The sequence below is a fragment of the Chromobacterium sp. Rain0013 genome (assembly GCF_015291765.1).
GTDB classification, from domain to species: domain Bacteria; phylum Pseudomonadota; class Gammaproteobacteria; order Burkholderiales; family Chromobacteriaceae; genus Chromobacterium; species Chromobacterium haemolyticum.
In genome coordinates this window covers 1082696-1103373 of the sequence record NZ_CP031514.1, presented here as the reverse complement: position 1 = coordinate 1103373, position 20678 = coordinate 1082696, and the positions used below count along the sequence as shown (strand labels likewise).

The 20678-nt window shown below is 63.2% G+C and carries 20 protein-coding genes; 6 read left to right on the top strand and 14 right to left on the bottom strand.

What is annotated here, in order from left to right; translation table 11 throughout:
• Positions 1-7 precede the first annotated feature (7 nt).
• From DXT74_RS05240 to DXT74_RS05230, 3 genes are read right to left on the bottom strand one after another with little or no spacing between them, the layout of a single operon-like run.
• Positions 8-712, bottom strand: a complete 705-nt coding sequence (locus DXT74_RS05240) for an ABC transporter substrate-binding protein (protein WP_194427457.1) — start codon at positions 710-712, stop codon at positions 8-10.
• A gap of 55 nt (positions 713-767) precedes the next feature.
• Positions 768-1796, bottom strand: coding sequence for a low-specificity L-threonine aldolase (gene ltaE, locus DXT74_RS05235; RefSeq protein WP_081554484.1), 1029 nt, complete (start codon positions 1794-1796; stop codon positions 768-770).
• Positions 1797-1810: 14 nt separating this feature from the next.
• The gene (locus tag DXT74_RS05230) at positions 1811-2425 is read right to left on the bottom strand and encodes a TetR/AcrR family transcriptional regulator (protein WP_081554483.1); all 615 of its coding nucleotides are present in this window, start codon (positions 2423-2425) and stop codon (positions 1811-1813) included.
• 150 nt (positions 2426-2575) lie between these two features.
• Here DXT74_RS05230 and DXT74_RS05225 point away from each other — a divergent pair, with 150 nt between their 5' ends.
• Positions 2576-2914: a darcynin family protein gene (locus tag DXT74_RS05225; RefSeq protein ID WP_019101728.1), complete on the top strand. Its 339-nt coding sequence runs from the start codon at positions 2576-2578 to the stop codon at positions 2912-2914.
• 137 nt (positions 2915-3051) lie between these two features.
• Here DXT74_RS05225 and DXT74_RS05220 read toward each other — a convergent pair whose 3' ends face one another.
• Entirely contained in the window at positions 3052-3276 is a 225-nt protein-coding gene (locus DXT74_RS05220; RefSeq protein WP_194427456.1) for a hypothetical protein, read from the bottom strand.
• 230 nt (positions 3277-3506) lie between these two features.
• Here DXT74_RS05220 and tcdA point away from each other — a divergent pair, with 230 nt between their 5' ends.
• Complete coding sequence (tcdA, locus tag DXT74_RS05215; RefSeq protein ID WP_043634996.1) at positions 3507-4310, top strand: tRNA cyclic N6-threonylcarbamoyladenosine(37) synthase TcdA; 804 nt, start codon at positions 3507-3509, stop codon at positions 4308-4310.
• A 113-nt stretch (positions 4311-4423) separates the two neighbouring features.
• On the opposite strand, the gene DXT74_RS05210 is transcribed toward tcdA, so the two are convergent.
• The 7 genes from DXT74_RS05210 to DXT74_RS05180 form a co-directional block, all read right to left on the bottom strand.
• The gene (locus tag DXT74_RS05210) at positions 4424-5167 is read right to left on the bottom strand and encodes a M48 family metallopeptidase (RefSeq protein ID WP_081554482.1); all 744 of its coding nucleotides are present in this window, start codon (positions 5165-5167) and stop codon (positions 4424-4426) included.
• A 252-nt stretch (positions 5168-5419) separates the two neighbouring features.
• Positions 5420-6202 carry a CDP-diacylglycerol diphosphatase gene (locus tag DXT74_RS05205; protein WP_043634993.1) on the bottom strand — a complete coding sequence of 261 codons (783 nt, stop codon included), beginning with the start codon at positions 6200-6202 and terminating at the stop codon, positions 5420-5422.
• 248 nt (positions 6203-6450) lie between these two features.
• Entirely contained in the window at positions 6451-7443 is a 993-nt protein-coding gene (oppF, locus tag DXT74_RS05200; protein ID WP_081554480.1) for a murein tripeptide/oligopeptide ABC transporter ATP binding protein OppF, read from the bottom strand.
• Entirely contained in the window at positions 7436-8437 is a 1002-nt protein-coding gene (locus tag DXT74_RS05195) for an oligopeptide/dipeptide ABC transporter ATP-binding protein (RefSeq protein WP_194427455.1), read from the bottom strand. The genes oppF and DXT74_RS05195 overlap by 8 nt, the downstream gene beginning before the upstream one ends.
• 18 nt (positions 8438-8455) lie before the next feature.
• Positions 8456-9370, bottom strand: coding sequence for an ABC transporter permease subunit (locus DXT74_RS05190; protein ID WP_043634982.1), 915 nt, complete (start codon positions 9368-9370; stop codon positions 8456-8458).
• Positions 9371-9395: 25 nt separating this feature from the next.
• A complete protein-coding gene (gene oppB, locus DXT74_RS05185) occupies positions 9396-10316 on the bottom strand; it encodes an oligopeptide ABC transporter permease OppB (RefSeq protein WP_194427454.1) in 921 nt (306 codons plus the stop codon).
• A gap of 235 nt (positions 10317-10551) precedes the next feature.
• Entirely contained in the window at positions 10552-12168 is a 1617-nt protein-coding gene (locus tag DXT74_RS05180) for a peptide ABC transporter substrate-binding protein (RefSeq protein ID WP_043634975.1), read from the bottom strand.
• Positions 12169-12888: 720 nt separating this feature from the next.
• On the opposite strand from DXT74_RS05180, the gene DXT74_RS05175 reads away from it, so the two are divergent.
• Positions 12889-14022 (top strand): efflux RND transporter periplasmic adaptor subunit, encoded by a 1134-nt coding sequence (locus tag DXT74_RS05175; RefSeq protein WP_194427453.1) that lies wholly within the window; start codon positions 12889-12891, stop codon positions 14020-14022.
• A complete protein-coding gene (locus DXT74_RS05170; protein WP_231138276.1) occupies positions 14019-17108 on the top strand; it encodes an efflux RND transporter permease subunit in 3090 nt (1029 codons plus the stop codon). The genes DXT74_RS05175 and DXT74_RS05170 overlap by 4 nt, the downstream gene beginning before the upstream one ends.
• A gap of 54 nt (positions 17109-17162) precedes the next feature.
• On the opposite strand, the gene DXT74_RS05165 is transcribed toward DXT74_RS05170, so the two are convergent.
• On the bottom strand, positions 17163-17660 hold the full coding sequence (locus DXT74_RS05165) for a CNP1-like family protein (protein ID WP_052370411.1): 498 nt from the start codon (positions 17658-17660) through the stop codon (positions 17163-17165).
• Between the two features lie 15 nt (positions 17661-17675).
• Positions 17676-18455: an NRDE family protein gene (locus tag DXT74_RS05160; RefSeq protein ID WP_043634964.1), complete on the bottom strand. Its 780-nt coding sequence runs from the start codon at positions 18453-18455 to the stop codon at positions 17676-17678.
• 189 nt (positions 18456-18644) lie between these two features.
• Between DXT74_RS05160 and DXT74_RS05155 the strand changes: the two genes are divergently transcribed.
• Together DXT74_RS05155 and pyrC are read left to right on the top strand one after the other, a co-directional pair.
• Positions 18645-18875: a sulfurtransferase TusA family protein gene (locus DXT74_RS05155; RefSeq protein WP_043589636.1), complete on the top strand. Its 231-nt coding sequence runs from the start codon at positions 18645-18647 to the stop codon at positions 18873-18875.
• A 199-nt stretch (positions 18876-19074) separates the two neighbouring features.
• Positions 19075-20112, top strand: a complete 1038-nt coding sequence (gene pyrC / locus DXT74_RS05150; protein ID WP_043634962.1) for a dihydroorotase — start codon at positions 19075-19077, stop codon at positions 20110-20112.
• Positions 20113-20168: 56 nt separating this feature from the next.
• Here the strand turns inward: pyrC and DXT74_RS05145 are convergent, their stop codons facing one another.
• Positions 20169-20510 carry an FKBP-type peptidyl-prolyl cis-trans isomerase gene (locus tag DXT74_RS05145; RefSeq protein ID WP_043634959.1) on the bottom strand — a complete coding sequence of 114 codons (342 nt, stop codon included), beginning with the start codon at positions 20508-20510 and terminating at the stop codon, positions 20169-20171.
• Between the last annotated feature and the right edge of the window lie 168 nt (positions 20511-20678).

Sequence of the window (20678 nt, the reverse complement as noted above, 5' to 3'; positions counted from 1 at the left end):
CCCGGCGCTAATCCACGCTCCGCGCGGCGGCTTTGAAACGGGCGATGACCTCCGGCGCGGTGCCGCGATTGAAGGCGGCGTACAGGGCGCTGTCCAGCTGGGACAGCTTCATGCCGCGCCGCACCAACGCCGCGTCCAGCCCTAGAGACTTGAGCTTGCGGCGCATGCCTATCTCGGTGGCGGGCAGCAGGTCGCAGCGGCCGGACACCAGCTTCTTGACGTTGATGCTGGCATCGGAAGTCGGATCCAGTCTCGGAAAGCCCTCCGTCTTCAGATACTCTTGCCGGTAATCTCCCAACACCACGCACACCGAATAGCGCTTGGCCGCCGCCAGCGTCGGAGCCTGGATATCCCGGCGCGTCGCCAACTGATAGAAATACACGTCGGAATCCAGCAGCTTGACGGCGAAGTTCAGGTGCTTGAGCCGCTCCCGGGTTTTGGCGATCGGAAAGATCGCCGCGCCCGGCCGGGTCTTGGCCTCCTCGTAGGCCCTCGCCCACGGCGCCGTCTCGATGCGCGACGGCGGCAGGCCGAGATGGTCCAGAATGGCCAACACGGGCGCCACCGCCAGCCCGCCGCTGATCCGGCCGTCCGGCCCCACTTCCACATAGGGAGGATCGCCGCTGCTGAACAGCCTCACCTCGTCCAGAGAACCCGCCAGAGCGCCGCCGCAAGCCAGCGCGGCGCAGCAGGCGCTCAACCATCGTTTCATCCCGCCTCCTTTTCACACGCCGCAGCTGCTTAATTTATAGCCGTCGGATCTCCGTTCAGTCGGACAACACCCGTTGCAACGCCTCCACCAGCCTATCCAGATCCTCTCGCCGCACCTGCCAGTGGGTGACGATGCGCATCAGGCCGCCCTCGGGCGGATTGGCCTTGACGCCGGCCTGGCGCAACGCGGCCATCAACTCGGCCACGTCGATGTCGGCGGTAAAGCGGAACCAGACCATATTGATGTGCACGTCTTCCAGCTTCACCTCGACGCAGGGCAGCGCGGCCAGCCGCTCGGCCAGGTAGCGGGCGTTGGCGTGGTCGTCCTTGAGCCGGTCCACCATCTCGTTCAGCGCCACGATGCCGGGCGCGGCGATGACCCCCGCCTGGCGCATGCCGCCGCCCAACAGCTTGCGGTTGCGGCGCGCGCGGGCGATGAAATCCGCGCTGCCGGCCAGGATGGAGCCCACCGGCGCGGCCAGGCCCTTGGACAGGCAAAACATCACCGTGTCGGCGTATTGGGCGATGTCTCGCGCATCGCAGCCCAAATGGGCCGCGGCGTTGAAAATACGCGCGCCGTCCAGATGCACCGGCACATGGTGGCGACGCGCCACCTCAGCGCTGGCGGCCATCGCTTCCAAAGGAATCACGCGGCCGTTGCAGTGCGCGTTTTCCAGACAGATCAAGCCGGTGCGCGGCCAGTGGATATCCTCGCCAACGCGGATGCGCTGTTCAATCGCCTCGGGCGACATCACGCCGTCCACGCCGGCGATGGTGCGCAGCTGCACGCCGCCTATCACCGCCGCGCCGCCGGTTTCGTGCCAGACGATGTGACAGCCTTCTTCCAGAATCACCTCGTCGCCGCGCTGGCAATGAGTGAAGATGGCCAGTTGGTTGCCGAAGTTGCCCGTGGGCACGAACAGCGCAGCTTCCTTGCCCAGCTTCTCCGCGGCAAGTTGTTCCAGCGCTTGCACCGTGGGATCGTCGCCGTAGACGTCGTCGCCCACCTCGGCGTTGAACATCGCTTCCCGCATTGCCGGCGTCGGTTGGGTCACGGTGTCGCTGCGTACATCAATCCATTGCATGATTAGCTCCTTCGCTAAGTGGAAATCTCGGGCCCTTGCCGCGGCAAGGTCAGGTAGGCGGCCAAGGCGGCAGCGACGCAGCGTGTCAATTCCGCCTCGTCCGGCGCGTCCTCCAGCGCCAAGCCGTGAATCAGGCTGTCCGCCATCCGCAGCAGGCGCGGCGCGCGCTCGGCGGGCAAACCGCAGCCGGCCAGCCACTCCGCCACGCAGTCCAGCAACGCGGCGTCCTGCGGATTGTCCGCCGGCGGCAAATCAAACTGCGGCCACTCCCGCTCCAGCACCCGGTGCAGCCCGGGCGCGGCCAGATGCAAACGCAGGCACGCGGACACCAGACACGCCAGTTGCGCCTGCCACGGCAGGCCGTCGCTCAGGCGCAAAGCCTCCCGCGCCGTGGCCAGGGTCTCTTCGCCGTGACGGCCGTGCAACGCCGCCACCAGCGCCTGTTTATTGGGAAAGTACTGGTACAAAGAGCCGATGCTCACACCGGCCAGCTCCGCCGCCTTATTAGTGGTCAGCCCTGCATAGCCGTCGTGCTCCAGAATGCGAGCAGCCGCCTCCAGAATCGCCGCCACCACGTGGCGGGAGCGTGCTTGGCCGGGTTGTTTTCGGGCTTGCGGAATCATGGGCATGCGGCGGTCCGTAAGGGCGGGAGGCCTGCGCCGCGGCAACGGGGCCTGCGGCGAGAAGACGGCGACAAAGGCTTAGCAGAACACGAGTTTTGCCGGCTGACAAGGGCGGATACATTGAAAGCGACTCCAACCCACCCTGAAAGCGAAACCATGAGCCAAAGCTACGCCTTCTTCGCGCTGCTGCGCGTCCATCCCAACTGGCTGCGCTTGAGCCGGCCCGAACGCCGGCAATTCGAAGCGGAAACCCTGCGTCCGATCTACGCGCGCTATCCGGCGGTGCGCATGCGCTGGTTCGACGCCGAAGCCTTCACCACCCGCTGCAGCGATATCGCGCTGTTTGAAACGGAATCGATCAAGGACTTCTATTACCTGATCGACGCGCTGCGCGACAGCAAACTCGTCACCGAGCCTTATTTCGAGTTCGTCGACATTCTGCCGGCGGTGGAAGACGGCTTCCGCGACTACGACGCGCAGCTGTCCGCGGGCTGACCGCCCGCTCCGCCAGGCCGGCCAATACAAACGGCGACCTTGCGGTCGCCGTGTCGCTGCTGCGGGAGGCCGGGTTATGCCCGGCGAATCCGGCCCGGAACGGCCGGTGAAAACACTCTCAGATTGTCAGCAGTGGCTTAATGGATTCGATACGATTGCTTGATCTCGCTTACGCGGCGCTCGACCTGTTGAACGGTCAGCGGACTCATGCTCACATGAGCGCCGCAACGGCAGCGCAACACGCTGTCGGGGTGCAGGGACTTGAGATGATGACGGATTTCATGGCCGCATTCCTCGCAGGCGACCACGACGGTGGCGTTGTAATGCTTGTCCAGATCAATATCGAATCTTTGCTGCTTCATGGGAATCTCCCTTGCTGTGACAAAGGCCGGCCGGCCAGAGGAAGAGCAGGAAGCGCTTCATGGCCGACCTGAAATGAAGGATAGCCCCGCCGACGAAAGGTTCCCAGCAATCAGCCACTTAACTGTGGTTTTTTTGACCGCGGGCAAGCCCCGCGTCCATGGCCGACGCACTGGTCAGTTGCCGGGGCTTGCAGTATCCTTCGCCGATTTGATTGTTGACAATTGCAAGCATGGACACCCACAACGCAGATCTGGAACGCCGCTTCGGCGGCATCGCCCGTCTTTACGGGCAGGAGGCGCTGGCCCGCTTCCAGGCCGCCCACGTTTGCGTGGTCGGCGTCGGCGGCGTCGGCTCCTGGGCGGTGGAAGCGCTGGCGCGCAGCGCCATCGGCAAGCTGACTCTGATAGATCTGGACAATGTCGCCGAGTCCAACACCAACCGCCAGTTGCCCGCGCTGGACCCCAACTACGGCATGGCCAAGGTCACCGCGCTGGCCGATCGCGCGCGCGCGATCAACCCCGCCTGCCAGGTGATAGAGATCGAGGACTTCGTCACCGAGGATAATCTGGAGCAGCTGCTGGGCCAGGGTTACGACTTCATCATCGACTGCATCGACAGTCTGCGCATCAAGACCGCGATGGCCGCCTGGTGCGTGCGCCGTCGCCAGCCTTTCATCGTATCCGGCGGCGCGGGCGGCCAGACCGATCCCACGCTGATCCGGGTGGCGGACCTGGGCGAGGTCACTTACGACCCGCTGCTGTCCAAGCTGCGCTACAACCTGCGCCGTCACCATCAGTTCAGCCGCGAACCCGGCAAGAAGCTGCACGTTCCCTGCGTGTTCTCCACCGAACAGCTGGTTTACCCGGACACACCGGAACAACAAGCTTGCGACGCGACAGCGGCGCGCGGCCCGCAGGGCCTGTCCTGCGCCGGCTTCGGCGCGGCGATGACGGTCACCGCCAGCTTCGGCCTGGTGGCGGTGGCGCAGGCGCTGAAGCAGCTGGCCAAGCCGCCCAAGGTCAAGCGAGGCTAAGAGTCTGTTTACGATCTGCTGCGCTGTGGCGGAGTGGATAGAAAGAGGCGTTGAAGCCTGTCATGAAAAAAGCACCGCCTGGGCGGTGCTTTTTGCTTGCGAGGAAATGCCGCTTACAGGCTCTGGATCTGCTTTTCCAGTTTTACTGCGCGGTCGCCCGGCGCTGGGTGGCTGGACAGCAGGCTGCTGTCGTTGCCGTACAGGTCCGCCAGCTTGCGCAAGGCGGCCGGACCGCCTTGAACATTGTAGTTGTGGCGCTTGAGGAAGCCCACCGAGTAAGCATCGGCATCGCTTTCCTGAGATTGGGAGAACTGCGCGTTCACCACCGCCTCGGCAAAGCCGCCGAGCTCGGATTCGGACAGGTTGGCGGCCACGGCGTTGCCGCTGCCTGCCGCGCCTTTGCGCGCAGCGGAGGTAGCGTAGGCCAGTTGCATGGCTTTCTTGGTGTGACCCAGTTTCACGTGGCCGATTTCATGGCCGATGACGAAGCGCACTTCATCGTCGTTCATCTTGTCCATCAGGCCGCTGTACACGCGCACGGTGCCATCGGCCATGGCGAAGGCGTTGACTTCCTTGGTCAGATAAACCTTGAAATTCAGCTTGGTGCCGTCTTCGCTGTCCAGGCCTTTGACCATCTTGGCCAAGCGCTTGGAGTAGGCGTTGGAAGCCGGAGCCACTTTGTTTTTCTTGTCCATCATCACGCTGGATTCGGCCGCCATGGCTTTGACGTCGGCGTCGCTGAGGGTGGCGGATTTCACCAGGTCGGAACCGGCGCTGATCATGGAGCCCAGATCGAAAGCGTGCGCCGGAGCGGAGAAGCAAGCAGCAGCCAGAACTGTCAGAGCGAATTTTTTCATATTGTTTAATCTCATTTAATCAATAAATTCAATGTACAAATAAAGCAGACGGATGCTATCCGCTTTGCCGCCGCTTGAAAAGCGATTGGCATAACTACCCGCCATTTCCGATTCACGGCCCCCTGCCCGCTTAAACCGGCAAGCCCTTGCCAGCGCAAAGGTTTTTCCGAAACCGAGCTAAGCTGGCGGAGAAGCGGGATGCGAAGGGTTGTCGCGGAGACGCAACGCATACGAACCACTAGCGGACACGACTCACTTGCCGGCGCGCAGCGCCGGACACGCGTGATCCTGCAATTCCTCTACCGAAGCGCGGTTGGCCCCGATCAGGCTGGCGCGGCTGCTTAGCAGTATGAAGCCGTCGCGCCCGTCTGCCAGCCGCGTCGCCACCAAGGCCAAGCCGTAACGGCCCATTGCCAGGCCGGCTTCCGGCAGGCCTGCCGCCAGCGCCTTGAACGGATCCACTTCCGGGCCGCCGTCGGCCTTGGCGGCCAATGTGCGCGCCCAGTAGGCGTGGCCTTGCAATTCCACCGGCAGTTCCCGCCACTCTTCGTTCAGGCTGTCCTTCAGATCGTCCAGCTGCTGGCGCACGGTGGCGTCGGTGCAGGAAATATGGATGTGCAACTGGTTTTGCGTGCGCCCGTACTGGGAGTTGATCGTCAGCGACAGCAGTTCGCGCGGAATCGGCCGCCCGTAGCGCTGCTCCAGAAAGCTGCGCGCGCGCCAGGCCGCCCCCCAGTAATCCGGCGCTCGCTCACTCAATAGCTCCGGGCTTTCGATGCCGCTGAGACGGGCAGTGGGAATCAGCAAGTATTGCAGCCAACCGTTGCGGTCTTTCAACACCGCGTGACCGCCGGCCTCGCCGCCGCTCAAGTTCACGTCGGCGCAGGGCGCCGGCTGGCCGGTCGCTTGCTGGTTGGGCAGGCACTGCCGGTTGACGATGTTCCATAAGGCGTCGGAATCGGCCCAGAGCAGCGCCGAGTACCCCAAGGCCAACGCGGCCAGCAGGCCGGTGGCGATTTTGAACGTGGTTTTCATGTTTGGATTTTACTTGATGCCACCTCGCCACTATAGCGAAGGCCGGGCTCTTGAGAACGTGTTTACGATCTCGCGAGCAAGAGCAAGACAAGGCGAAAACCGCTGAGAAAGCGGAATGGTCGAGTGGTACATGAGCATTTCGAAGCGGTACTCACCGTGCCACGTCTCACGACGCGCAGCAGATCGTGAACAGTTCTGAGACGAAAAAACCGCCCCTAAGGGCGGTTTGTCGCAGGGAAAAGTCCGGCTCAGGCCAACAGGCAAGAGGACTGGCTCTGCTCGCTGACGCGGCGCAGCGGCGTGGCCTGCTGAGCGCAACGCGCCTCCGCCTGCGGACAACGGGTGCGGAACACGCAGCCGGAAGGCGGGTTGATCGGGCTGGGCAAGTCGCCTTGCAGGATCTGGATCACCTTGGTCTTTTCCAGCTTCGGATCCGGGATGGGAATCGCCGACAGCAAGGCGCGGGTGTACGGGTGCGAAGGCGCGTCGTACAGCGCGGATTTTTCCGCCAGCTCCATTTCGCGGCCCAGATACATCACCAGGATGCGGTCGGAGATGTGTTTGACCACGGCCAGATCATGGGCGATGAAAATCAGCGCCAAGCCCATTTCGCGCTGCAACTCCTTGAGCAGGTTGATGATCTGCGCCTGGATGGACACATCCAGCGCCGATACCGGCTCGTCGCAGATGATGAGCTTGGGCTCCAGGATCAGCGCGCGGGCAATGCCGATGCGCTGACACTGGCCGCCGGAGAACTCGTGCGGATAGCGGTTGATCATCTGCTCGCGCAGGCCCACCTTGGCCATCATCGCCTTGACCCGGCGCATCACTTCCTCCGGCCCCAACTCCGGCTTGTGCACGCGCAGCGGCTCGCCGATGATGTGAGCCACCGTCATCCGCGGATTGAGCGAGGCCAGCGGATCCTGGAAGATCATCTGGATGTCCTTGCGCACCGCCAGCCAATCCTTGTCGCTGCCCTTGCGCAGATCCTTGCCCATCCAGACGATTTCACCGTCGGTGGCGGGAATCAGGTTCAGGATGGCGCGACTGAGCGTGGATTTGCCGCAGCCGGATTCGCCCACCACGCCCAGGGTTTCCCCGGCGTAGAGGTCGAAGCTGACGCCGTCCACCGCCTTCAGCGTTTTCTTGGGGCTCCACGGCCAACTATCGTTGCCCTTGACCTGGAAGTGCACTTTGACGTCGCGCACCGAAAGAATGGCCTGTTTGGCTTGTTCAGACATGGGCCACCTCCTGGGCTGCTTGCACCAGCTCCGCGGCTGGCTTGTGACAGGCGCGGATCACCTGCGGATTGTGGCTGCTGGCCTGCAGCAGCGGCAGTTCGTCGGCGCAACGCTCGGTGCTGTGCTGACAACGCTCGGAGAACGGGCAGCCCTTGGGCATGCGCGCCATATTGGGCGGATTACCGGGGATGCTGACCAGCTCGCTGCCGTCGTGGTCCAGCCGCGGCAGCGCGCCCAGCAGGCCGATGGTGTAAGGATGGCTGGGGTGGTAGAAGATGCTGTCGGCGTCGCCGTATTCCATCACTCGGCCGCCGTACATCACCATCACTTTTTCGCACAGGCCCGCCACCACGCCCAAATCGTGGGTGATCATGATGATGGAGGTGCCGAAATCGCGCTGCAGATCCTTCAGCAGGGTCAGGATTTGCGCCTGCACCGTCACGTCCAGCGCGGTGGTGGGTTCGTCGGCGATCAGCACTTCCGGCTCGCACAGCAGCGCCATCGCTATCATCACCCGCTGGCGCATGCCGCCGGAAAATTCATGCGGGTACATGTCCACGCGGCGCGCCGCTTCCGGAATGCGCACCGCTTCCAACAGCTCGATCGCGCGCTTCTTGGCCGCGCGCCGGCTCATGCCCTTGTGCAGTTCCAACACCTCGGTCATCTGCCGCTCCACCGTCAGGTAGGGGTTGAGCGAGGTCATCGGGTCCTGGAAGATCATGGACACGCGGTCGCCGCGAATGGCGTTCAGTTCCGGCGCGCCCATGGTCAGCAGGTCTTTGCCGTGAAACAGCACTTCACCGGTGGTGGAACCGTTGCGTGCCAACAGGCCCATGATGGACAACACAGTCTGGCTCTTGCCTGAGCCGGACTCGCCGACGATGCCCAGGGTCTGGCCCTTGTCCAGTTCGAAGCTGACGCCGTTGACGGCGTTGACCATGCCGTCGTTGGTCTGGAACTGGACCCCGAGATTGCTGACTTTCAAAATGCTCATAGTGGTTCTACCTCGGGCTCATCGATCTTTCGGGTCCAGCGCGTCGCGCAGGCCGTCGCCGATATAGTTGGCGCAGTACAGCGTCAGCGACAACATGCCGGCGGGGAACAATAGCTGCCAGGGCTGGGTTTCCATGGTTTTGGTGCCGTCGCCGATCAAAACGCCCCAGCTGGTCATCGGCTCTTGCACGCCCAGGCCCAGGAAGGACAGCACCGATTCGGTCAGAATCACCCCCGGCACCGTTACCGTAGTGTAGATCACCACAATGCCCAGCAAATTGGGCACGATGTGACGGGCGATGATGTTGGCGGTTGACACGCCGATGGCGCGCGCGGCCTCCACATATTCCTTGGACTTGATCGACAGCGTCTGGCCGCGCACCACCCGGGCCATGTCCATCCAGGCCAGGATGGTGATGGTCAGCACCACCAGATAAAACTCGCGGCCCAACAGGGTCACCATCAGAATGGCGATCAGCAGATAGGGGACCGCGTACATCATGTCCACGATGCGCATCATCAGGTTATCTATCTTGCCTCCGAGGAAGCCGGCGCTGGCGCCCCACAACACGCCTATGATCACCGCGGCGACGGTAGCCAGCGCGCCCACCATCAGCGAGATGCGGCCGCCTATCAGGGTGCGCACCAGGAGGTCCCGGCCCAAGTCGTCGGTGCCGAACCAGTGCATGCCCTGCCAGGTGGGCGCCAGGCTGATGGCGTCCCAGTCCGTGTCGTCATAGGTATGGGGCAGGAACATCGGCCCAAAGATACAGGCCAGCACGATCAGCGACAGGATGATCAGACTGACCACGGCCGCGCGATTGCGGAAAAAGCGGATGCGCGCATCGCGCCACGGGCTGCGGCCTTCAACGGCGGCATCGTCCAGACGGGTCTCCAGCGCGATCGCCGCTTGCTTCTGTTTGCTTCTCAACATGGGAAATCCTTCGCGGTCACGCGCGTCAATAGCGAATCTTGGGATCGAGGAAGGCGTAAGCCAGGTCGACCAGCAGATTGAGCAACACGGCAATCACAGTCACCAGCACCACCAGGCCCAGCACCAGCGTGTAGTCGCGGTTGGCCGCGCCGTTGACGATGAGCTTGCCCAGGCCGGGCAAGGAGAAGATGGACTCGGTGACCACGGCGGAGGTGATCGAGGAAATGGTCAGCGGCCCCAGCAAGGTCACCACCGGCATCAAGGCCGGCTTCAATGCGTGGCGAACGATGATGGTGCGCATCGGCAGGCCCTTGGCGCGCGCGGTGCGGATGAAGTTGCTGCCCAGCACCTCGATCAGGCTGCCGCGCATCACCCGGCCTATGGTGGCCACGTTGATGAAGGTCAGCAGCGCCACCGGCAGAATCATGTAGCGGGGATCAAAGTCGTTCCAGCCGCCGGACGGCAGCCATTGCAGGGAGACGGCGAAGACCAGCACCAGCACCGGCCCGATGATGAAGGACGGAAAGGCGCTGCCCATATTGCTGATCAGCATCACCAGATAATCCACCACGCTGTTCTGACGCAACGCGGCGACGATGCCCAGGACCACGCCGATCACCAGCGAGATCAGGATGGCGCTGCCGCCAATGGCCGCCGACACCGGCAGCGCCTTGGCCACCAGGTCGTTGACGCTCCAGTCCGAATAACGGAAGGATGCGCCCAGATCGCCTTGCAGCAGGCTCTTCAGGTAGTACAGATATTGCTGCCACAAGGGCAGGTTGAGATGGTATTTGGCCTGCAAATTGGCCAATACCGCCTCGGAAACTTTGCGCTCCCCGTCAAAGGGGCCGCCAGGGGTCATGTGCAGCAGCAGATAACAGACGGTGATGACGGCCAACACGGTGGGAATCGTCAACAGCACGCGTCGTAAAGTGTAGGACCACATTGCAAATTACTCCGACTCGCCGCGCCCGACGCGCGCCGGCGCGATGCGCGGGCAGCGGACGGACCAACGGCGATTGACACCGACAGTCACGGGCGGGCCCCGTTTGCCACGGCAGCCCGCTCAACACACCGGGGTTGCCCCCGTTTTCAGATCAGAGCCTAACGCGCGTCCGCCAGCGCGCCTCCGGTCCCGCTAGGGACTGGAGGCGTTCAGGCGTCGGCGCGAGGCCGGCCGATCAATGCTGGATGATGTAGAGATCCTTGCTGCGGTAACGATCCACCGGATTCTTCAGCGAGTAGCCGCCCACATACGGTTTCACCAGGCGCGGCAGCGTGTACTGCAGCACCGGGATCATCGGGTAGTCGTCCATCACCAGTTTGGTGGCCTGCGTCAGCAGTTGGGTGCGCTTGGCTTGATCCGTGCTTTCATTGCCCTGCTTGATCAACTCTTCCGCTTTCTTGTTGCAGTTGAAGTTGTCGTTCTGGGTATTGCCGCACTGAACCAGCGCCAGGAAGGTGGTGGCGTCGTTATAGTCGGCCAGCCAGCCGTTGCGCGCCACCTGGTAGTCGCCGTCGTGGCGTTTCTTCAGGAAGACTTTGAACTCCATGTTTTCCATGGAGGTATTGAAGCCCAGCTTGCTCTTCCACTCGGAGGCCACGAAGATGGCCATCTTCTTGTGGTAGTCGCTGGTATTGTAGGACAGCTTGAGCGTGGTGCCCGGCTTGACGCCGGCTTGGGCCAGCAGCTTCTTGGCCTCGTCCACGCGCTTGGCCATCGGCCATTGCGCCCAGTCGTAGCTGGTGGGCTGGCCGCCGTGCACGCCCTTGACCATCACGCTGTAGGACGGCAGTTGGCCGTCGCCGGTGATTTTCTTGGCCATCAGGTCGCGGTCCACCACCATGGACAGCGCCTTGCGCACGCGCACATCCTTCAGCAGCGGATCCTTATTGTTCAGGCTGTAATAGCGCAGGCCCAGGATGGTGGAGGTTTTCAGATCCTTGGGCATGGTGCTCTTGAGCTTGTCGAAGCTGCCCGGCGGGATCTCATAGGTCATGTCGGTCTGACCGGACTGATACAGCTTCTGATCCGCGTTCTGGTCTTCGATCGGCAGGAAGCTGACGCGGGTCAGCTGCACGTTCTTGGCGTTCCAGTACTGCGGGTTTTTCTCGATCACCACCTTGCTGTTGACTTGCCAGTCTTTCAGCACGAAGGGGCCGTTGCTGACCATCTTGCCCGGCTTGACCCAGTCTTTGCCGAACTTGTCGATCACCGCCTTGGGCGCGGGGCCCAGTTGGGCGTTGGACATCAGTTCCGGCAGGTAGGACACCGGGAAAGCGGTATCCACTTGTACGGTGTATTTGTCCAGAGCCTTGACGCCAATGGCGGTCACCGGCTTCTTGCCGGCCACAATCGCCTCGCCGTTTTGGAAGAAGATGCCGAAGGTACCTGCATAAGGAGCCGCCAGCTTGGGATCCACCAGCCGGCGGATGCCGTAGACGAAGTCGTCGGCGGTGACGCCGCTGCCATCGGACCATTTGGCGTTCTTGCGCAGCTTGAACACCCAGGTGGTGGGCCCGGTCTGTTTCCAGGATTCGGCCACGCCGGGCTGCAGTTTGCCTTCGTTGTCGGTAGCGGTCAGGCCTTCGAACAGGTCATGCGTGATGATGTTGGCGGGCACGCCCTCCACCACCATCGGGTCCAGCGACTCCGGTTCGGAGCCGTTGGAGCGCACCAATTCCTGCTTGGCGGCCAGCTTGGTGCCCGGCGGCACGATGGCGGCCAGGGCCGCGCCGGAAGTCAGGGCCAGCGCCACGGCGGCCGCGATTGTCTGTAGCGATTTCTTATCAGCCATCTCGCCTACTCTCCTAAGTATTGTCGACCCCGTCGATATCGCGGGACGATCAGAATCTTCACTCGATTGTATCCAGAGTGGTTGGCGGCCATTATGCGCTGAGGATTTTGAATACTTCAAGTGCTAAGCACGACGCTGCGGCAAGCGATTTAACGTTTTAGTCGCAAATTGACTATCCTTTCCCGCATTAGCTGCCACAGCCTTCTGATTTTGCGGTGGTTTTTCACTTTACCCGTCATGGCATTCTAAAAATTATTAGCTCTCATACGCATTACTCATGACCCGGCCAAATCAGCCTATACAATTAATCCATAGACATATCAGTACAGTCTAATTTTTAAATTAACGGCTTTTTCCAAAATCATTAACGCTTTTGCGCTTGGCGAAAACGTAAGGGCTTGAGTAAGCTCGACCGGACGCATGCCGCGCGCCGCGCCGGCTTTCCGGCCGCAGCCCTCTGGCACCCAGGTCGCGCCGCCAACGCATCTTCCTGATCCGCAAGGCTTATTCAGCCCTATCATTCCAATGAGCGGACGGAGTCCGGCCCGGTCTTCCGGGCCGCGCGTCCAGCGGCGGAGGGACGCCCTGGAAACGCGGCTCGCCTCCAGACTCATGTCCACGGCAAGCGGCAATGCCGGCATGCGCCGACAGGTATCGATGGGACGACGCCTGGCATCCACACGGCGGGTTAGGCGCCCGCCCCAAGAGCGAGAATAAAAGATGAATAAAAGAGTCGTTGCAAGCGCTGCCGCGCTTGCTCTGGCTGCGGCCGGCCTAGCCGGCTGGTATGGCTTCAGAACGACCGCGGCCGCAGCAAAAACCGCGGCGCGACCGCCGATTGCCGTTGGCATCGCCAAAGTGACGGCGGAGGATCTGCCGATCGAGCTGAACGCCACCGGCAATGTCACCGCCATTGAAAAAGTGGAGGTCAAGCCTCAGGTCTCCGGCGTGGTGGCCAAAGTCCATGTCAAGGAAGGCCAAAACGTGGCGCCGGGCCAATTGCTGTTCACGCTGGACGCGGCGGCGGAAATCGCCCAGTTGAAAAAAGCCCAGGCGCAGACGCTCAGTGACCAGGCGCAGCTGAAAAACGCCGAACGCGACCTGGCGCGCAGCCGCGACCTGCTGGCGAAGAACTTCGTCTCGCAAAGCGTGGTGGACGCCAATCAATCCAAGGCAGACGCGCTCAGCGCCACCGTCGCCGCCGACCGCGCCCAAGTGGAAGCGGCGCGGGCGGCGCTGGACTATAAAACGCTGCGGGCCTCCATCGGCGGACGCATCGGCGTGATCAACGTCTATCCGGGCACCTTGGCGCAACCGGGCATGGCCGCGGCGATGCTGACCATCACTCGCATTCATCCAATCAACGCCACCTTCACCTTGCCTGAGCGCGAGCTGGGCGCGGTGCGCGCGGCCCAGGCCGCCGGCAAGCTGCAAGTGCGCGCCACGCTGCCGGACAGCGGGGACAGCGTGGACGGCAAGCTGGTCTTCATCGACAGCGCGGTGGACAGCGCCAACGGTACGCTCACGCTGAAAGCGGAGTTCTCCAACCAGGACGGCAAGCTGTGGCCTGGCCAGTTCGTCACCGTCTCGCTGGGCGCCGGCCGCTACCAGCAGGCCACCACCATTCCGGTGGCGGCGTTGCTCACCGGGCCGGAAGGCAAATTCAGCTACGCGGTGCAGGCCGACGGCAGCGTCAAGCACGTACCGGTGGAACTGCTGGCCATTCATAAGGAAAGAGCCGTTGTCAAAGGCCTGCGCGTCGGCGATGCCGTGGTGTCCAACGGCGGCCTCAATCTGCGCCCAGGCGACAAGGTGCGCGCGGCCGCGGCCGGCCCGGCCAGCGGAGGCCAATGATGCAAATCTCCGAGCTCTGCATCCGCCGTCCGGTGATGACGGTGCTGCTTTGCCTGTCCCTGGTGGTGGCCGGCCTGATCGCCTATCAGAAACTGCCGATCGCCGCGCTGCCCAGCTTCGATACGCCCACCATCAACGTCTCCGCCAGCCTGCCCGGCGCCAGCCCGGACAGCATGGCCTCCTCGGTGGCCGCGCCTCTGGAAAAGCAGTTTTCCACCATTCCCGGCATTTCGGTGATCAGCTCGTCCAGCTCCCTGGGCAGCACCTCCATCACGCTGGAGTTCGACAACGACCGCAATATCGACCTCGCGGCGGTGGACGTGCAGGCGGCGCTGCTGCGCGCGCAGCGTTCGCTGCCGACGGAAATGACCTCGACCCCGTCCTACCGCAAGGTCAACCCGGCGGATTCGCCGGTGCTGTTGCTGGCGCTCAATTCGCCGTCCATGTCGCTGTCCGACCTCAACGACTACGCCGAGAACTGGATCTCGCCCAATATCGCCACCCTCAAGGGCGTGGCCCAGGTCAACATCTTCGGCCAGAAGCGCTACGCGGTGCGGATCAAGGCCGATCCGGGCAAACTGGCCTCGCGCAATCTGACGCTGGACGATGTGGCCGCCAGCATCCGCGCGGCCAACGTCAACACCCCTGTGGGCACGCTGGAGGGCAAATCGCAACTGATGACGGTGGAAGCCAACCGCCAGCTGCAAAACGCCGCCCAGTTCGCCAAGCTGGTGATCGCCAGCCGCAACGGCCTGCCGGTAAGACTGTCCGACGTGGCCGTGGTGGAAGACAGCGTGGAAAACCTCAAGACCGGCAGCTGGGTCAACGGCGAGCGCTCCATCGTGCTGGCGGTGATGCGTCAAAGCGACGCCAACACCGTGGCGGTAGTGGACGCCATCCGCAAGGAGCTGCCGAAACTTCAGGCGCAGCTGCCCGGCTCGGTGCGGCTGAACCTGCTCAACGACCGCTCGCAGTCCATCCGCGAAGCCATCCACGACGTCAAGCTGACCCTGCTGCTCACCATCGCGCTGGTGATCATGGTGATCTTCATGTTCCTGCAGCGCATGGCGGCCACGGTGATTCCGGCGCTGTCGCTGCCGATCTCGCTGATCGGCACCATAGGGCTGATGTATTGGCTGGGCTACAGCCTGGACAATATCTCGCTGCTGGGCATCACGCTGGCGGTGGGCCTGGTGGTGGACGACGCCATCGTGATGTTGGAAAACATCGTCCGTTACATCGAAGAGGGCTTGTCGCCGATGGAGGCGGCGCTGAGGGGCTCGCGTGAAATCGCCTTCACCATCGTGTCGATTTCGCTGTCGCTGGTGGCCATCTTCATCCCCATCTTCTTCATGCAGGGCGTGATCGGCCTGCTGTTCCACGAATTCGCCGTGGTGGTGTCTCTGGCGGTGCTGGTATCGGCGGCGGTGTCGCTAACCCTGATCCCCTTGCTGTCCTCGCGCTTTCTCAGCGCCGACTCGATTGGACACCAAGCCCAGCGCGGCCGGCTGGCCGCCGCGCTGGAGAACGGCTTCGACGCGGTGTTGGCCGGCTATCGCCGCACGTTGGACCTGGCGCTCAAGCATCGCCGCCTGACCCTGGCCGGCGCGCTGTCCACCTTTGTCCTGACCGCCTTGATGTTCAACACCATTCCCAAGGGCTTCTTCCCCACAGAAGACACCGGCCAGATCATGGCCAGCACCGAGGCGGCGCAAGACATCTCCTACGACGCCATGCTCAAACTGCAGCAACGCGCCGCCGCCATCACCCAGGCCAACCCCAACGTCGCCTTCGCCACCTCCTCGCTGTCCGGCGGCAACACCGGCCGCATGTTCATCCAGCTCAAACCGCGCGGCGAACGCGCCAAACTGGAGCCGACCATGGAAAGCCTGCGCCGCGACCTGCGCGCGGTGCCGGGGCTCAGTGTCTACCTGAACCCCACGCAGAACCTGCGCCTGGGCGGCCGCCAGAGCAAAAGCCGCTATCAGTACACTCTGCAGGGCATACAGGCGGAAAGCCTGAACACTTGGTCCGACAAACTCTTGCAACGGATGCAGGCCGATCCCATCTTCCGCGACGTCACCAGCGACTCCCAGCTCAAGGGCCTGCAAGCCAAGCTGAACATAGACCGCGACAAGGCCAACCTGCTGGGCGTAGACATCCAGAGCATACGCAGCGCGCTGTACAGCGCCTTCGGCGAGCGGCAGATTTCCACCATCTATACCGCCAGCGACAACTATCAGGTGATCTTGCAGGCGGACGACCCGTTCAAGGTCAACGAGTTCGACTTCTCGCGACTGCGGGTTCGCGCCGCCGACGGCCAACTGGTGCCGCTGTCCAGCATCGCCTCGGTGGAACGCACCGTCGGCCCGATCTCGGTCAACCACCAGGGCCAGTTGCAGGCGGTGACGCTGTCCTTCAACCTGGCGCCCGGCATCCCGCTGAGCCAGGCCGACCAACACCTGCGCCAGCTCAAAGAGCGCATCGCCCTGCCCGCGTCCATCGCCACCAGCTACAGCGGGGACGCCGCCGCCTTCGAGGAAACCCAGGGCAGCCAAATCCTGCTGCTGGGCATCGCGGTGGCGGTGATCTACGTGCTGTTGGGGGTGCTGTACGAAAGCTATATCCACCCGCTGACCATTCTGTCCGGTCTGCCCTCCGCCGCCATCGGCGCGCTGGGCACGCTGATGCTGTTTGGCCAGGAACTGACCGTGATCGCCAGCATCGGCATCTTGATGTTGATCGGCATCGTCAAAAAGAACGCCATCATGATGATCGACTTCGCGCTGGAAGCGCAGCGTAAGCAGGGCATGTCGCCGGAGCAGGCCATCCACGCCGCCTGTCTGCTGCGTTTCCGGCCCATCATGATGACCACGCTGGCGGCCTTGATGGGCGCTTTGCCCATTGCGCTGGGCCTGGGCGCCGGCGCCGAGCTGCGCCAGCCCCTGGGCCTGGCGGTGGTGGGCGGCCTGGTGTTCTCCCAGGTGGTCACGCTCTACATCACCCCGGTGCTCTATCTGTACTTCGACGCGCTGGCGCAACGCCACGCGGCCTGGCGGGAAAGGCGGCGCGCGCTGCGCGCCTGACGCGAAAAGGCCCGCGCCGGACATCCGGCGCGGGCCTTTGTATTTTCAGCGGCCTCAGCCCTGACGCAAACGCTTGATCGCCTCCTCGGCGTCGCGCGGCGCGCGCTTGTCCGGGCAGGCCAGATCGCGCAGCGAACGGCGCAGCTTGTCGTCATGATCAATCTTGCGCCACACCGCCTTGTTGGAGCGGATCCAGTTTTTATCGATGCTGTTGCCGAAGGCGTAGGCGCGATAGCTGCCCTCATTGCACAGCAGGCCCTCGAAGCTCAAATTCTCCGCGCCGGCCGGGCTCTTCACCCGCACGATCATCCGCACCACGCCGTCTTCGCCCGCGCTCAGCGTCTTGGCGTCGACGAAATACTGGTTGGTCTGCAGATTATCAGTGCTCACGGCGATCCAATCCGGCTGCGCCGGATACGGCGGCAACTGGTAGTCGGCCTCCTGCCACGGCACTTCCGGCGCGAAATCGATGTTCTTCTTGATCTTGTTGTCGGCCAACGCCGGCTGCGCGGCGCACAGGGCCAGCACGATGATGGCGGCAAAGGTCTTCAAATCACTACTCCTCGTTCAGCGCGCCGGAGCCGCGCTTGGCTGGCCCGGACGCAAGGTGAAACGGCGGCGGCCGGTTTCCCTGCCGGCCAGGCCCCAACTTAATTCCGAAAACTGCATGTCGCCGCGCGCCGACACCGTCAGCAGCATGGACGCGCGGGTGCCGTAGTCGCGGCCTTTTATGAAGATGGGCGACAGCACCCGCTCCAGCGCGGAGCCGATGCGCGTATTGGGCAACTGCCCCAGCGGCGCCGGGGTGCCGTCGGACAGCGCGACGAAAGCCTGATCCTCGGTGGGCACGCGCTGAAACTCGCGCAAATATTCCGCCAGCCGCTCGCTCTTGAACCACGGCGTGTCCAGCGTGGCGTTGGACAAGGTGTGGATGCCCGGCGTCACCCGGGCGATCTGGCCGCCGCGGCTGTGGAAATGAAACAGGTCCGAGGTATAGCCGAACAGCAGGTTAAACGGCGCGTAGCGGCCTTGCTCGGCGCGCAGCCAATCGGCGAAGGCGAACGGATCCTCGTCGCCGGCGACGAAACGCTCCACCAGCTCCCCGCGCGAGCGTTCCGCCTTGACCGGATGGCCGTCGCGGATATTGGTCACCGCGGCAATGCGCCCTCGGCCATCTACCATCAGCCAGCTGCCGCCGGACTCGGCGTCGCGGCCGCCCAGCGTATTCTGATATTGCGGCCACCAATCCAGCGGTTCGGTCGGACGCGCATAGTATTCGTCCCGGTTGGCCAGCAACACCAGCTGGCCCAGTCCGGGGGTCTTATAGGCAAAAGCGATCACGCACATGATGAAGACCGATTTGAGGATGGCTTGGCGACTCGCGTAAACTTAGGGTTTAGGGAGCAGCCGCGGACAGTTCCGACCAGGCCTGTATTCCGCTCAATGTCCGCCGCGCGTTGGCGATGCGGCCTCGAACGGATTTCAAGCGGCCGGGCTTCTCTCCATTGTAACTGATAAGGCTGAGGAAGCCGGACCATGAATTTCGACAAAACCATAGACCTCTCCGGCCTCAACTGCCCGCTGCCCATCCTGCGCGCCAAGAAGGCGCTGGCGGAAATGGACAGCGGCGCGGTGCTGGAGGTGATCGCCACGGACCCCGGCGCGCCCAAGGACTTCGAAGCCTTCTGCCGTCAGACCGGCAACGCGCTGTTAACCTCGGACACCACGGCGGAAGGCAAATTCCGCATGGTGCTGAAACGGAAATAACCCTGATGGCTCAGAGCCTGTTTACAAGCTCGCAAGCAAAGGCGAGACAGCGCGCAAGCGGCTGAAGAAGCGGAATGTACACACGGTACATGAGCATTCTGAAGACCTGCTCACCGTGCCTCGTTTCACGACACGCAGCAGCTTGTAAACCGGTTCTTTTTGGCCGCCGCCTTTTTCATCGCTACCCGCAGGCAAGACCATGACGCAAACCCTGACCCTGATCCGCCCCGATGACTGGCATCTTCACCTGCGCGACGGCGCGGCGCTGGCCGCCGTATTACCCGACACCTGTCGCCAGATGGGCCGCGCCATCATCATGCCAAATCTCAAGCCGCCGGTGACCACCGTGGACGCCGCGGCCGCCTACCGCGAGCGCATCCTGGCCGCGCGCCCGGCCGGCAGCCGCTTCGAGCCGCTGATGACGCTGTACCTGACCGACAACACCTCGCCGGCGGAAATCCGCAAGGCCAAGGCCAGCGGCTTCGTCCACGCGGTCAAGCTCTACCCGGCCGGCGCCACCACGAATTCGGACTTCGGCGTGTCCGACGTCAACAAAGCCATGCCGGCGCTGGAAACCATGGCCGAAACCGGCCTGCCGCTGCTGGTTCACGGCGAAGTCACCGACCCGGCCATCGACGTGTTCGACCGCGAGGCGGCCTTCATCGAGCAGGTGTTCCAACCCTTGCTGGCCAAACTGCCCTCGCTGCGCGTGGTGTTCGAGCACATCACCACCCGCGACGCCGCCGAATACGTGGCCGCCGCGCCGGACAACGTCGCCGCCACCATCACCGCCCACCACCTGCTGATGAACCGCAATGCGCTGTTCGTCGGCGGCATCCGCCCGCATCATTATTGCCTGCCGGTACTCAAGCGCGAGCTGCACCGCCAGGCGCTGCTCAAGGCCGCCACCAGCGGCTCCGCCAAGTTCTTCCTCGGCACCGACAGCGCGCCGCACGCGCGCCACGCCAAGGAGAGCAGCTGCGGCTGCGCCGGCATGTACACCGCCAACGCCGCCATCGAGCTGTACGCCGAGGCCTTCGAAGCAGCGGGCGCGCTGGACAAGCTGGAAGCCTTCGCCAGCCTCAACGGCCCGGCCTTCTACCGTCTGCCGGCCAACAAAGAGCGCGTGACCCTGGCCAAGCAAGCATGGACGGTGCCGGACACGTTGCCTTACGACGGCGACGCGCTGGTGCCGCTGCGCGCCGGGGAAAGCATGGCCTGGAAACTGCTGGACTAAGAACCATGGCGAACAACACCTGGCCCCAGCGCCGGTGTGTTGTTCGCCATGCCGCCTCAATCATCGCGGGTCAGCACTTCCAGCAGCTCGATCTCGAACAAGAGATTGGAATTGGGCTTGATGTGAGCGCCGATCTGACGCTCGCCGTAAGCCAGGCGCGCCGGCACGTACAGCCGGCGCTTGCCGCCCACCTTCATGCCCATCAACCCTTGGTCCCAGCCTTTGATCACGCGGCCCGTGCCGATCACGCACTGGAACGGCCTTCCTTTCGCGTGGGACGAATCGAACTCGGTGCCGTCTTCCAGCCAACCGGTGTACTGCGTGGTGATCAAGGCGCCCTTGACCACCTCCTTGCCTGCGCCTTCCACCAAATCGGTGATTTGCAGTTCATCGCTCATCTTGCTTCCTCGCCTTTCATCCGCCGCGGATGATAGCGGACTCTCCCCGTCGCGGCGAGTCCGGCTCGCCGACTAGCGCCGTTGTCGCGCGTAAAACTTTTTCTACAAATATATTAATTATTAAATGCAATTCAAATACTACAACAACAAACATTCCCATTTGACATA

Excerpts from the sequence above, each read along its gene's own strand:
- DXT74_RS05180 (WP_043634975.1), bottom strand. The coding sequence starts at position 12,168 with ATGGCTGATAAGAAATCGCTACAGACAATCGCGGCCGCCGTGGCGCTG.
- DXT74_RS05160 (WP_043634964.1), bottom strand. The coding sequence starts at position 18,455 with ATGTGCGTGATCGCTTTTGCCTATAAGACCCCCGGACTGGGCCAGCTG.
- DXT74_RS05220 (WP_194427456.1), bottom strand. The coding sequence starts at position 3,276 with ATGAAGCAGCAAAGATTCGATATTGATCTGGACAAGCATTACAACGCC.
- DXT74_RS05240 (WP_194427457.1), bottom strand. The coding sequence starts at position 712 with ATGAAACGATGGTTGAGCGCCTGCTGCGCCGCGCTGGCTTGCGGCGGC.
- ltaE (WP_081554484.1), bottom strand. The coding sequence starts at position 1,796 with ATGCAATGGATTGATGTACGCAGCGACACCGTGACCCAACCGACGCCG.
- DXT74_RS05195 (WP_194427455.1), bottom strand. The coding sequence starts at position 8,437 with ATGAGCATTTTGAAAGTCAGCAATCTCGGGGTCCAGTTCCAGACCAAC.
- DXT74_RS05190 (WP_043634982.1), bottom strand. The coding sequence starts at position 9,370 with ATGTTGAGAAGCAAACAGAAGCAAGCGGCGATCGCGCTGGAGACCCGT.
- oppF (WP_081554480.1), bottom strand. The coding sequence starts at position 7,443 with ATGTCTGAACAAGCCAAACAGGCCATTCTTTCGGTGCGCGACGTCAAA.
- oppB (WP_194427454.1), bottom strand. The coding sequence starts at position 10,316 with ATGTGGTCCTACACTTTACGACGCGTGCTGTTGACGATTCCCACCGTG.
- DXT74_RS05225 (WP_019101728.1), top strand. The coding sequence starts at position 2,576 with ATGAGCCAAAGCTACGCCTTCTTCGCGCTGCTGCGCGTCCATCCCAAC.
- DXT74_RS05170 (WP_231138276.1), top strand. The coding sequence starts at position 14,019 with ATGATGCAAATCTCCGAGCTCTGCATCCGCCGTCCGGTGATGACGGTG.
- pyrC (WP_043634962.1), top strand. The coding sequence starts at position 19,075 with ATGACGCAAACCCTGACCCTGATCCGCCCCGATGACTGGCATCTTCAC.
- DXT74_RS05210 (WP_081554482.1), bottom strand. The coding sequence starts at position 5,167 with ATGAAAAAATTCGCTCTGACAGTTCTGGCTGCTGCTTGCTTCTCCGCT.
- DXT74_RS05145 (WP_043634959.1), bottom strand. The coding sequence starts at position 20,510 with ATGAGCGATGAACTGCAAATCACCGATTTGGTGGAAGGCGCAGGCAAG.
- DXT74_RS05155 (WP_043589636.1), top strand. The coding sequence starts at position 18,645 with ATGAATTTCGACAAAACCATAGACCTCTCCGGCCTCAACTGCCCGCTG.
- DXT74_RS05205 (WP_043634993.1), bottom strand. The coding sequence starts at position 6,202 with ATGAAAACCACGTTCAAAATCGCCACCGGCCTGCTGGCCGCGTTGGCC.
- DXT74_RS05175 (WP_194427453.1), top strand. The coding sequence starts at position 12,889 with ATGAATAAAAGAGTCGTTGCAAGCGCTGCCGCGCTTGCTCTGGCTGCG.
- tcdA (WP_043634996.1), top strand. The coding sequence starts at position 3,507 with ATGGACACCCACAACGCAGATCTGGAACGCCGCTTCGGCGGCATCGCC.
- DXT74_RS05230 (WP_081554483.1), bottom strand. The coding sequence starts at position 2,425 with ATGCCCATGATTCCGCAAGCCCGAAAACAACCCGGCCAAGCACGCTCC.